General features: G+C 72.8%; 6 protein-coding genes. 3 read left to right on the top strand and 3 right to left on the bottom strand.

Annotation, left to right across the window (positions count from 1 at the left end; translation table 11 throughout):
* Positions 1-67: 67 nt before the first annotated feature.
* The 3 genes from sucB to ACFV9D_RS36965 all read right to left on the bottom strand — a co-directional run bounded on the left by sucB (position 68) and on the right by ACFV9D_RS36965 (position 5,085).
* The gene (gene sucB, locus ACFV9D_RS36975; protein ID WP_385156797.1) at positions 68-1,828 is read right to left on the bottom strand and encodes a 2-oxoglutarate dehydrogenase, E2 component, dihydrolipoamide succinyltransferase; all 1,761 of its coding nucleotides are present in this window, start codon (positions 1,826-1,828) and stop codon (positions 68-70) included.
* 62 nt (positions 1,829-1,890) lie between these two features.
* Positions 1,891-3,279, bottom strand: coding sequence for a dihydrolipoyl dehydrogenase (lpdA, locus tag ACFV9D_RS36970; RefSeq protein ID WP_385156794.1), 1,389 nt, complete (start codon positions 3,277-3,279; stop codon positions 1,891-1,893).
* Between the two features lie 291 nt (positions 3,280-3,570).
* Positions 3,571-5,085 carry a leucyl aminopeptidase gene (locus ACFV9D_RS36965; protein ID WP_385156791.1) on the bottom strand — a complete coding sequence of 505 codons (1,515 nt, stop codon included), beginning with the start codon at positions 5,083-5,085 and terminating at the stop codon, positions 3,571-3,573.
* 323 nt (positions 5,086-5,408) lie between these two features.
* On the opposite strand from ACFV9D_RS36965, the gene ACFV9D_RS36960 reads away from it, so the two are divergent.
* From ACFV9D_RS36960 to ACFV9D_RS36950, 3 genes are read left to right on the top strand one after another with little or no spacing between them, the layout of a single operon-like run.
* Entirely contained in the window at positions 5,409-7,448 is a 2,040-nt protein-coding gene (locus tag ACFV9D_RS36960) for a hypothetical protein (RefSeq protein WP_385156788.1), read from the top strand.
* Positions 7,449-7,504: 56 nt separating this feature from the next.
* On the top strand, positions 7,505-9,025 hold the full coding sequence (gene pelF, locus ACFV9D_RS36955; protein WP_385156785.1) for a GT4 family glycosyltransferase PelF: 1,521 nt from the start codon (positions 7,505-7,507) through the stop codon (positions 9,023-9,025).
* Positions 9,022-11,043 (top strand): hypothetical protein, encoded by a 2,022-nt coding sequence (locus ACFV9D_RS36950; protein ID WP_385156782.1) that lies wholly within the window; start codon positions 9,022-9,024, stop codon positions 11,041-11,043. The genes pelF and ACFV9D_RS36950 overlap by 4 nt, the downstream gene beginning before the upstream one ends.
* Positions 11,044-11,047 lie beyond the last annotated feature (4 nt).

Here is an 11,047-nt window from a genome sequence, read left to right as displayed (position 1 = left end):
CCCGGAAACACTTCCGGGTGGGGGCGCCGCAGGTGAGGCTTGTTACGTTGCCAAGCCGAGGTCGCCCTTACAGGCCGAGCTCGACCTCGAACTCGCCGGCCTCGAGGATCGCCTTGACGGCCGTCAGGTAACGGGCCGCGTCGGCGCCGTCCACCAGACGGTGGTCGTAGGAGAGGGCGACGTACGTCATGTCGCGGATCGCGATCGTCTCACCCAGGTCCGGGTGGTTCACGACGACCGGACGGCGCACCGTGGCACCGATGCCCAGGATGGCGACCTGGTTCGGGGGCACGATGATCGTGTCGAAGAGCGCACCGCGCGAGCCGGTGTTGGAGATCGTGAAGGTCGCACCGGCGAGGTCGTCCGGCGTGATCTTGCTGGCGCGCACGGCGCCCGCGAGCTCCGCGGTCTTCTTCGCGATACCGGCGATGTTCAGGTCGCCCGCACCCTTGATGACCGGGGTCATCAGACCCTTCTCGGAGTCCACGGCGATGCCGATGTTCTCCGAGTCGAAGTACGTGATGGTGCCCTCGTCCTCGTTGATCCGGGCGTTGATGACCGGGTGGGCCTTCAGCGCCTGGGCCGCCGCCTTCACGAAGAACGGCATCGGGGACAGCTTGACGCCCTCACGGGCGGCGAAGGAGTTCTTCGCCTGGTTGCGCAGCTTCATCAGCTTGGTGATGTCGACCTCGACGACCGAGGTCAGCTGGGCCTGGCCGTGCAGCGCCTTCATCATGTTGTCGCCGATGACCTTGCGCATGCGGGTCATCTTGACGGTCTGACCGCGCAGCGGGGAGACCTCGAGGGCCGGGGCCTTCGCGGCGGCCGCGGGAGCGGCGGCAGCGGGGGCCGGGGCGGCCTTCTTGGCCTCGGCGGCCGCGAGGACGTCCTGCTTGCGGATACGGCCGCCGACGCCGGTGCCCTTGACGGACGCCAGGGCGATGCCGTGCTCGGAGGCGAGCTTGCGGACCAGCGGGGTCACGTACGCGCCCTCGTCCTCCGGAGCGGTCGGGGAGACGGCCGGAGCGGCGGGCGCGACCGGAGCCGGAGCGGCAACGGGAGCCGGGGCCGGGGCGGCGGGCGCGACCGGAGCCGGAGCGGCAACGGGAGCCGGGGCCGGGGCGGCGGGCGCGACCGGAGCCGGAGCGGCGACCGGGGCGGCCGGAGCAGCGGCCGGAGCCGGAGCGGCCTGGGCCGGGGCGGCACCCGCGGCACCGATGACGGCCAGCTTGGCGCCGACCTCGGCGGTCTCGTCCTCGGCGACGACGATCTCCAGGAGGACACCCGAAGCCGGGGCCGGGATCTCGGTGTCGACCTTGTCCGTGGAGACCTCGAGCAGCGGCTCGTCGGCCTCGACGGTCTCGCCGACCGACTTCAGCCAGCGGGTGACGGTGCCCTCGGTGACGGACTCGCCGAGCGCCGGCAGGACGACGTCCGTACCGGTGGCGCCACCGGCGGGGGCGGCAGCCGGAGCCTCGGCCACGGGGGCCGGGGCGGCGGGGGCCTCGGCGACCGGCGCCGGAGCGGCCGGAGCGGCGGGGGCCTCGGCAGCGGCGGCTGCCGGAGCCGGGGCGGCAGCCGGAGCGCCGGTGCCGTCGTCGATGATCGCCAGCTCGGCGCCGACCTCGACGGTCTCGTCCTCGGCGACCTTGATGGAGGCCAGGACGCCCGAGGCGGGGGCGGGGATCTCGGTGTCGACCTTGTCGGTCGAGACCTCGAGCAGCGGCTCGTCGGCCTCGACACGCTCACCCTCGGCCTTGAGCCAGCGGGTGACGGTGCCCTCGGTGACGCTCTCGCCGAGCGCCGGCAGGGTTACGGAAACCGACATGGTTTCAGTTGCTCCTAACGAATTGCGGAAAGTGGTCGTCGCGCCCGTGGATGACGTGAGCGTCAGTCGTGGGAGTGCAGAGGCTTGCCGGCCAGCGCCAGGTGCGCCTCGCCGAGCGCCTCGTTCTGCGTCGGGTGGGCGTGGATGAGCTGCGCGACCTCGGCCGGCAGCGCCTCCCAGTTGTAGATCAGCTGCGCTTCGCCGACCTGCTCGCCCATGCGGTCACCGACCATGTGGACGCCGACCACGGCACCGTCCTTGACCTGGACGAGCTTGATCTCGCCCGCGGTCTTGAGGATCTTGCTCTTGCCGTTGCCCGCGAGGTTGTACTTCAGGGCGACGACCTTGTCCGCGCCGTAGATCTCCTTGGCCTTGGCCTCGGTGATGCCGACGGAGGCGACCTCGGGGTGGCAGTACGTCACCCGCGGCACGCCGTCGTAGTCGATCGGAACGGTCTTCAGTCCGGCCAGTCGCTCCGCCACCAGGATGCCCTCGGCGAAGCCGACGTGCGCGAGCTGGAGGGTCGGGACGAGGTCGCCGACCGCGGAGATCGTGGGCACGTTGGTGCGCATGTACTCGTCGACGAGCACGTAGCCGCGGTCCATCGCGACGCCCTGCTCCTCGTAGCCGAGACCGGCCGAGACCGGGCCGCGGCCGATGGCGACGAGCAGGACCTCCGCCTCGAAGGTCTTGCCGTCGGCCAGGGTGACCTTGACACCGTTCTCGGTGTACTCGGCGGACTGGAAGAAGGTGCCGAGGTTGAACTTGATGCCGCGCTTGCGGAAGGCGCGCTCAAGAAGCTTGGAGCTGTTCTCGTCCTCGACCGGGACCAGGTGCTTCAGGCCCTCGATCACCGTGACGTCCGTACCGAAGGACTTCCACGCGGAGGCGAACTCGACGCCGATGACACCGCCGCCGAGGATGATCGCGGACTCCGGGACCCGGTCCAGGGTCAGCGCGTGGTCCGAGGAGATGATGCGGTTGCCGTCGATCTCCAGGCCCGGCAGCGACTTCGGTACCGAGCCGGTGGCGAGGAGGACGTGACGACCCTCGACGCGGCGGCCGTCCACGTCGACGGAGGTCGGGGAGGAGAGGCGGCCGTGGCCCTCGATGTATGTCACCTTGCGGGAGGCGACCAGACCCTGCAGACCCTTGTAGAGGCCCGAGATCACATCGTCCTTGTACTTGTGGACGGCCTTGATGTCGATGCCCTCGAAGGAGGCCTTGACACCGAACTGCTCCGCCTCGCGGGTCTGGTCGGCGACCTCGCCGGCGTGGAGCAGGGCCTTCGTCGGGATGCAGCCGTTGTGCAGGCAGGTGCCGCCGAGCTTGTTCTTCTCGATCAGTGCGACGTCCAGGCCCAGCTGCGCTCCGCGCAGCGCCGCGGCGTAACCGCCGCTACCGCCGCCGAGGATCACTAGGTCGAAAACGGTGCTGGCGTCGTTCGCCACGTCACGTCCTCCATGCATGTGCGCCGGTCGCCGGTCTCCTGACCGGGCGGCGGCTGGTGTTCGGCCGCTTTTTCGTCGGCCCTGTGGTGGGGGCCCTGTCCTGCCGAGAACCCATCTTCGCACTTGTTGCCGGAAGGCGGGACGCGGGGCCGGTGTGTGAGACCGGGCGATCGTCCGTACGGACGGGTAACGAGGGCGTACGAACCTTCGGCTCGTTCGCCGGAGAGCGCAACGGGGGCAACGGGTACGGCCCCGGAGCCGAGGCCCGGGGCCGTACCCGTCACGAACCGGTCAGAGCTCGCCGTCCGCCGTGCGCTCGGCCAGCTTCACCAGCGTGCGGACCGCGGATCCCGTGCCGCCCTTCGGGGTGTAGCCGTACGGGGCGCCCTCGTGGAAGGCCGGGCCCGCGATGTCGAGGTGAGCCCAGGTGATGCCCTCGCCCACGAACTCCTGCAGGAACAGACCGGCGACCAGGCCGCCGCCCATCCGCTCGCCCATGTTGGCGATGTCCGCGGTCGGCGAGTCCATGCCCTTGCGCAGGTCCGCCGGGAGCGGCATCGGCCAGGACTGCTCGCCGACCTGCTCGGCGATCTCGTGGATCGCGGTGCGGTACTCGTCGTCGTTGGCCATGATGCCGAAGGTCCGGTTGCCCAGGGCGAGCACCATCGCGCCGGTCAGCGTCGCCACGTCGACGATCGCGTCCGGGTTCTCCTCCGAGGCCTTGGTCAGCGCGTCGGCGAGGACGAGCCGGCCCTCGGCGTCGGTGTTGAGGACCTCGACGGTCTTGCCGCTGTACATGCGCAGCACGTCGCCGGGGCGGGTGGCCGAGCCCGACGGCATGTTCTCGGCCAGCGCCAGCCAGCCGGTGACGTTGACGGCCAGGCCGATCCGGGCGGCGGCGACGACGGCGGCGAACACGGCGGCCGCGCCGCTCATGTCGCACTTCATCGTCTCGTTGTGACCGGCCGGCTTCAGGGAGATGCCGCCCGAGTCGTAGGTGATGCCCTTGCCGACCAGGGCGAGGGTCTTCTCCGCCTCCGGGTGGGTGTAGGCGATCCTGACCAGGCGCGGGCCGCGGACCGCGCCCTTGCCGACGCCGAGGATGCCGCCGAAGCCGCCCTTCTCGAGCGCCTTCTCGTCGAGCACCTGCACCTTGAGGCCGTGCTCCTTGCCCGCGGCCGTGACGATGGCGGCGAACGTCTCGGGGTAGAGGTCGTTCGGCGGCATGTTGATCAGGTCGCGGGCGCGGTTGATCTCCTCGGTGAGCGCCTGCGCGCGCTCCGCGGCGGCCTTGAAGGCCTTGTCGCGCGGCTTGGCGCCGAGGAGGGCGACCTCGGCCAGCGGCTTCTTCGCGTCCTTGCCGTTCTTGCTCCCCTGGTACGCGGTGTAGGCGTACGCGCCGAGCAGCGCACCCTCCGCGATCGCCTCGGCGTCCTCGGCGGCGGTGATCGGCAGCGCGAACGCGGCCTTCTTGGCGCCATTGAGGGTGCGGGCAGCGGTACCGGCGGCGCGGCGCAGGGCCTCGGCGCCGTACGCCCGGCCGTCCTCGGGGGCGGAACCCAGGCCGACGGCGAGCACGACGGGGGCCTTCAGACCGGCGGGGGCGGGCAGCTTGGTCGCCTCACCCTCGGCACCCGCGGCGCCCAGGGTCTCCAGGACGGCGGCGAGCTTGCCGTCGAACGCCTTGTCCACGGCTTCGGCGCCCGGGGCGACGACCAGGCCCTTGCCGGACTTCGCGACGCCGACGACGAGGGCGTCGGCGCGCAGCGTCGCCACGCCGGCGGTGCTGAGAGTGAGAGCAGTCACGGTGGTGAAATCTCGCTTCCATTGAGTTCTGTGGCGGTCGAGGGATGGGCCGACCGTGCCCGCCGCATCGTATTTCGGCCCGAAGAGCGCCGAGAACGAGCCTACGCTCGCTCTACGTGTTCGCTCACGGCGACGGTGATTCACTCATCCGAGGTGTCTCTTTCACGTTTACCTCGCGGGCCCGGCGCGCTCGGTCACACTCGCCTCATTCGCGCAAGGGTGGCACTCGCTCCTTTGCATCATCCGCATCATCTCCACAGGTCCTCCCTGTCCGGGGGCCTGTCGAGGGGGGACACCACCCGATGGACTCTGCCGGATCCCGTATGCCCAGAACAGCCAGGACGGCCTCCCTGCTCGCCGCCGCCCTGCTCGCCACCGTCGTCCCGTCCGCGGGGGCGAGCGCGGCCGAAACGGTCCCGCGGATCGACCTCACCGTCCTGGTCGTCGACGACGGCGGCAGCGCCGTCGAGGCGATCACCTCGGAGCTGCGCTCCACCGGCGTCCCGTACCGCCGGGTCGATCTGGCCGATTCCGGCCGTCCGGTCATCGACGCCGCCTTCCTCAGCGACACGGTCGCCGGGCGCCCCCGGGCCAAGTACCAGGGCGTCGTCCTGCCCCACGAGGCCGCCTTCGGCCCCGACTCCGCCGAGCAGGCGGCCCTGGCCGCGTACGAGAAGAGCTTCGGCATCCCGCAGGTCGACGCGTACACCTGGGCCCACCCCGGCGTCGGCCTCGACTACACCAGCGAAGGGGGCCTCTCCGGACCCCTCGACGGGGCCGCCGCCACCGTCACCGCGGCCGGCAAGGCGGGCCCCTTCCGCCATCTCGACGGGCCGCTGACCTTCGAGGACAACGACCCGTCGATCTCCGAGAGCTACGGCTACGCCGGCCGCCCGCGCGAGGGCTTCACCAGCTACCTCGACATCCCCGTCGACGGCGGCGGCCGGGCCAGCCTCATCGGCGAGTACGCCCACGAAGGGCGCCGCGAACTCGTCGTCACCTTCGCCTACAACCAGTACCAGCGGCAGTTCCGGGCGCTCGCCCGCGGCATCGTCGAATGGCTCACCCAGGGCGTCCACCTCGGCCAGAGCCGCAGCTACTTCTCCGTCCACGTCGACGACGTCTTCGCCCCCGACGCCCGCTGGAACACCGAACGGAACTGCACCCCCGGCGACTTCGACTGCCCCGGCGGAGACGGGGAGGCCGGCGAGAACCCGATCCGGATGACCGCAGCCGACGCCACGTACGCCGCCGCCTGGCAGAAGTCGGCCGGCTTCACCCTTGACATGGTCTACAACGGCGGCCAGGGCGAGCAGTGGAAGACCGAGCACGGGGGCACCGACCCGCTCGCCGCCCGGCTGATCGCCGACCGCGCCCAGTACCGCTGGGTCAACCACACCTACACCCACCCCTTCCTCGGCTGCGTCCAGGACACCTCCACCGTCCCCTGGCAGTGCGCGAAGAGCGCCACAGGAACGACCCTGTGGATGAGCCGCAGCGAGATCTCCGGGCAGATCCGGAACAACCACAACTGGGCCGTCGGCAAGGGCCTCTCCGTCGACCGGTCCGAGCTCGTCACCGGCGAGCACTCCGGTCTGAAGACCCTCCCGCAGCAGGCCGCCGACAACCCGAACCTGGCCGGCGCGCTCTCCGACAACGGAGTGAAGTGGGTCGCCAGCGACAACTCCCGCGAGCCGCGCCAGCGCACCGTCGGTACCGGTACGAGCGCCGCGAAGACCGTCCCGCGCCATCCCATGAACGTGTACTACAACGTGGGAACGGCCGCCGAGATGGCCGACGAGTACAACTGGATCTACACCTCGCGCGCCGACGGCGGCAGCGGGATCTGCGAGTCCAACGCGGCCTCCACCTGCCTGCCCGCCCCGCTCGACACCGCCACCGGGTACGCCTCCCACATCGCCCCGCAGGAGGCCCGTACCGCCCTCTCCCACATCGTGGCCAACGACCCGCGCCCGCACTACGTCCACCAGTCCAACCTCGCCGAGGAGCGGATCCTCTACCCCGTCCTCGACCGGGTCCTGGCCGACTACCGGGCCCTCTTCGCCGACAACACCCCGCTGGTGAACCCCCGTCAGCGCGACGTCGGCACCGAACTGAACCGCCGGGCCGCCTGGGACCAGGCGCTCGCGGCCGGCCAGGTCACCGCGTACCGCGTCGGTACGACCGTCACCGTCAAGGCGCCCGCGGGTGTGACCGCGCCGGTCACCGTCCCCGAGGGCACCCGCAAGCAACTCCTGCTCGGCACCGCCGCGTTCGGCACGCCCTACGCCGGAGCGCGCTCGGCCTGGACGGCACCGGAGGCACTGCAGTCCGCGATCACGCTCAAGCTCCCGACCGTCTGAGGACCACCCGATGAGAACCACCGACCACTGACCCGTACGTTCTGGGGGAAACGCGCATGCCGAGCAGTGGCCGTCACGTCACCATGCTCACCGAAGGCACCTATCCGCATGTCCACGGGGGAGTCAGCACCTGGTGCGACCAGCTCGTCCGGGGCATGCCCGAGGTCGACTTCCAGATCCTCGCCCTCACCGGCAGCGGCCGCGAACCGGTGACCTGGGAGCTGCCCTCGAACGTCTACCGGCACACCGCCTTCCCGCTCTGGGGCACCACCCCGGGGCGGGGCAGGCCCCTGCGGGGGCGGGCGCGCCGCCGTTTCGTCGACGCCTCCGAGCGCTTCCTGCTCTCCATGCTCGACCCCACCGCCGGCTGCGACTTCGGCGAGGGCCTCTACGCCCTGGCCGAACTCGCCCGGCGCGGCGGGCTCACCGCCGTGCTGCGTTCCGAGCGCGTGCTGCGCTCGCTGATGTGGATCTGGACGATGCCGCACCTGCCGACGGCGGCGGCCCGGCCCACCGTCCACGACGCGCTCACCGCCATCGACCTGCTGGAGCACGCGCTGCGGCCGCTCGCCGCCCGGATACCCGGCAGCAGCGTCGCGCACGCCGTCTCCAGCGGGCTCGCGACGCTGCCGGCGCTCGCCGCCCAGCACTTCGAAGGGGTGCCCTTCCTGCTCACCGAACACGGCATCTATCTGCGGGAGCGCTACCTCGGCTACCGCACCGAGGCCCAGCGCTGGCCCGTCAAGGCGCTGATGCTCGGCTTCTACCGCGAGCTCAACACCCTCGGCTACCGCAAGGCCGACCTGATCACCCCGTGCAACCAGTACAACCGGCGCTGGGAGGAGCGCGGTGGCGCACCCGCCGCGCGTATCCGGACCGTCTACAACGGCGTCGACCCGCACGCCTTCCCCTACGCCGGACCCGAGCCGGAGGTCCCCACCCTCAGCTGGTGCGGCCGGATCGACCCCATCAAGGACCTGGAGACGCTGATCCGGGCGTACGCGATCTCCCGCGCCGAACTGCCCGAGCTGAGGCTGCGGTTGTTCGGCCCCGTACCGGCCGGGAACGAGGACTACCGGACGCGCCTGGAGAAGCTGGCGGCCGAACTGGGCGTCACCGACGGCCTGACCTTCGAGGGCCGGGTCTCCGATGTGGCCGGCGCCTATGCGGCGGGGAGCGTGGTGGTGCTGTCCTCGATCAGCGAGGGCTTCCCCTTCTCCCTGATCGAAGCCATGTCGTGCGGCCGGGCCACGGTCTCCACGGACGTCGGCGGGGTACGGGAGGCCGTCGGCGACACGGGACTCGTCGTCCCGCCGCGCGAGCCCGCCGTGCTGGCCGCGGCCGTCACGGAGCTGCTGCGCGACGGGGAGCGGCGGGCCGAACTGGGCCGCAGGGCCCGGCAGCGGGTCGTCGACCGGTTCACCCTGCACCGCTCGGTGGACGGCTTCCGGCAGATCTACCGCGAACTCGCCGGGCAGCCGGTGAGCACGGCCGCCCCCGACGACTCGACCGACTGGACGGTCCGCCTCACCGACCCCTGGCGCCAGGAACTCGTCGGCGGAGGCTCCCTCTCATGAGCGGCTCGCTCTGGCTGAAGAACGGCACGATGCGAGACACCCTGCCGGTGATCCCGCGCCCGCGCGGGGGCGCGGCGCCCGGCGGCCGGCGCGAGTCGTGCGCCGCGCACGACGGCCACGGCCCGACGCCCGCCGTGCCGGACGCTCCACGCACCGCCGGCTCGCACGGCACGTCGCTGTGCGCCGTGCGCGGCGGGCGAGCCTCGCTGTCGCCCGGACCCGACATGCCCAACGCACCCAGCGCCACAGACGGCCCGCACGGGCCTGACAGGGTGACCTATGCGGGAGCGTGCACTATCTGTGCCCCGGCCCCCGGCCCGCAGGGGCCGCTGGTCGACGGCCCGCACGGGCCTGGCGGCGCCACGGCCGCCGCGGGCGCGTGCACCACCTGCGCCCCGGACTCGGCCCCCGGCCGGCAGGGGCCGCTGGTCGACGGCCCGCACGGGCCTGACGGCGCCACGGCCGCCGCGGGCGCCTGCACCACGTGCGCCCCGGACTCGGCCCCCGGCCCGCAGGGGCCGCTGGTCGACGGTCCGCACGGGCCGGCGGGCGCCGCGGGCGCCTGCACTACCTGCGCCCCGGACTCGGCCCCCGGCCCGCACGGGCCTGACGGCGCCGCGGCCGCCTGCACCACGTGCGCTCCAGACTCGGCCCCCGCGGCGGGCGGCTCGGACGAGACGCCTTGCGGCCATCCGGCCCCGCAGGGGCCCTACGCCGAGGATCCCCTCGACGAACTCGCCGACCGGCTGGACGCGTTGGCCGCCGACGCCGTGCATCCCGACGAGATAGCCGCGATCCTGGAGTCCGACGGCATGACCGACGACCACATCCGGCTCACCTACGGGCGCGCCGACTCCTTCGCGCTCGCCGAGGACCTCTACGCGCGCGTGGAGCGGCGTCACCCCGAGCCGGAGGCGCCGTCCACCGGGCCCTGGCACAGCGGGCTCGCCGGTTGTCTGCTGCGCGGACTCGTCTTCGCCCTGCCCGGCCTCGCGTACGTCCTCGGGGCGCCGCTCCTGGCCGGGCAGAGCACGGGCCCGCTGCTCGCGGGGGCCGTGGCCGGGTGGGTGTGGAACCAGGCCCTGTCCCATCGCGCCTACTCCTGGCTCGGCCTCGGCGACCGCGGGGCCGCCGCCCGCACCCTGCTCGTCGGCGCCCCGGCGGGCGCCCTCGTCGGCTCGGCCGTCGCCCTCGCGGCCGCCGGTCCCGGCGAGTGGCGGGTCGTCGCGTTCGCCGCCGGGCAGTCCGTCTACCTCGGTGCCGCGACCGTCCTGCTCGTCCTCGGCCGCGAACGCGCCCTGCTCTGCGCCCTGCTGCCGCTCGCCGCCGCCGTGCCCGCGTTCTGGTACGACCTCCCTGACGCCTTCCGCGCCGGGCTGCCCGCCCTCTCCCTGACGGCCACGGTCGCCTTCGCGGCGATCGTGCTGCGCCCCGGCCCCCGGGCCGGTCTCCCGGATCAACCCCGGTCCGGACCTCCGCTGACCGCCTCCCTCCCGTACGGCCTCTTCGGCCTCGGCACCGGCCTGCTCGTGCTGTACGCGGGCGCCGGCGACGCCCTCGTGACCGGCGCCGCGCCCGTGGTCGCACTCACCCTGTCCATGGGGCCCGCCGAGTGGCTGCTGCACCGCTTCCGCAGCGAGAGCCTCGCCGGGCTGCGCACCCTCACCACCGCCCGCGCGTTCCGGCGGGCGGCCGCGGGGACGCTGGCCCACTGCCTCGGCGCGTATCTGGCCGTGCTGCTCGCCCTCGCCTCCGTCGCCACGCTGCTGTGGCCCGGAGCGCCGCCGCTCGGCGGGCTCCGGCTCCTCGGGCTGCTGCTCGTCGGGATCGTGCTCTGGCTCGGCCTGCTCCTCCAGGCCTTCGGCGCGGTCCGGAGCGCTGCCGCGGTGTGCACGCTCGCCGCCGCGGCCCAGACGTTCACCCCGTCGGCGGGCCCGGCGGTGGCGGGCGCCGCGGCGGCCGTCCTGGCCGTCCTGGCCTGCGCCCTGCTCGTACGGCCGACCGCCCACCGTGTCTGAGGAA

The sequence above is a fragment of the Streptomyces sp. NPDC059875 genome (genome assembly GCF_042731085.1).
Classification (GTDB): Bacteria; Actinomycetota; Actinomycetes; order Streptomycetales; family Streptomycetaceae; genus Streptomyces.
Note: the sequence above shows the minus strand (reverse complement) of the source record. Positions and strands in the feature narration are given on the sequence as shown.